This window comes from Stenotrophomonas sp. NPDC077659 (assembly GCF_050268705.1).
Lineage (GTDB): Bacteria > Pseudomonadota > Gammaproteobacteria > Xanthomonadales > Xanthomonadaceae > Stenotrophomonas.
Window position 1 is genome coordinate 1 of record NZ_JBNNHG010000299.1, and the last position, 1146, is coordinate 1146.

A 1146-nucleotide genomic window follows, 5' to 3' on the forward strand; every position below is an offset into this window, starting at 1 on the left:
GGCGGCTGCGCGAGCAGGGCCAGCGCCCGTTCACCCAATGCGTGCGCATCGCCCAACGCCCAAGCGCAGGCCGGGCAGGTCGCCATCGGCGGGCAGCAGGATCGCCTGCTGGCGGATGCCACCGAAGTGCTTGACCTGGAACAGCACATCCAGGCCGTGGCCGCTGGCGCCCCCGCCGCTGGCCGCCGGGGCATCGGGCTTGCCGCCCGGGTTGCGCCGGGCCGGCTGGAAGCCGGGGGTGCTGCGCACCAGTTCAGGGGTCGCTGCGGCGAAATCGCCGGCGATCAGGCTGGGCATGCCCTCGGAGGTTGCGCCGATCCAGGTCATCAGGTCACTGGTCTGGTGCTGGCGGGCCGTGGCCTCGTCGGGCTCCGGGCGCAGGCGCGCCACGTAGACATTGAGCTCGGCATCGCCCAAGCGCAGCCGCATCATGCCGGCCGCGCTGAAGGTGCCGGGCGGGTGCAGCAGGGTCACGCCATCCTCGTTCACCGGCAGACGGGTCAGCATGGCGCTGCCGTGCCGCAGGGACTGGCTGGGCGGGTCGGCGGTGACGAAATCGCAGCTGTAGCGCAGCCGGCTGGCCAGCCAGCAGGCTGGGTTGCGGCCCTGCTGCTGCAGCACCTGCTGCACGGAGATCACGTCCGGCTGCAGTTCGGTCAGCAGCTGCAGCACCTGTTCGCGGCGCTGTTTCCACTGCGCGTCATCGCGGCTGGGCAGTTCCAGTGCGGCCACGGTCAGCTGGTGGTCCCCACTGTCCGGCTGGCCTGCCAGCGACGCTGCCTGGGGGCGCGCCCACCCGGGTGCGGCCAGCAGCACGAGGCAACCAAGCAGCAAGGGGGCGGGGGAGAAGCAACGCATAACGATAAGTTTACGCTTTTGCCGTGCAGGTGCCGTGACTTCCGGCAGGGTTGCAGCGGCCTGCCATGGATCGACGGCGCTGTCATGCAGCCCTGCAGCGTGCTTAGCAGGCACTGCTTACGTAAACTGACCGCTTTCGCTTTGCAGGAATGCCTTACAGGATGAGCCACGACGCAGTCGCCCCCATCGCCGGCCAGGGAAAGATGCCGCGCCAGATTCCTTACATCATCGGCAACTCGATCTCGTAGACCTTGTCACCGACGTGCAGGGTGAACAGGCCCGAGCCGG

Annotated in this window: 1 protein-coding gene; it reads right to left on the bottom strand. The window is 69.1% G+C overall.

Translation table 11 applies throughout. The annotated features are described in order from the left end of the window. Positions 1-30: 30 nt before the first annotated feature. Positions 31-858, bottom strand: coding sequence for an endonuclease/exonuclease/phosphatase family protein (locus tag ACQKDV_RS19615; protein WP_427785889.1), 828 nt, complete (start codon positions 856-858; stop codon positions 31-33). Positions 859-1146 lie beyond the last annotated feature (288 nt).

What these genes read in the sequence shown, in the direction of transcription:
- ACQKDV_RS19615 (WP_427785889.1), bottom strand. Translation starts at nt 858, where the DNA reads ATGCGTTGCTTCTCCCCCGCCCCCTTGCTGCTTGGTTGCCTCGTGCTG.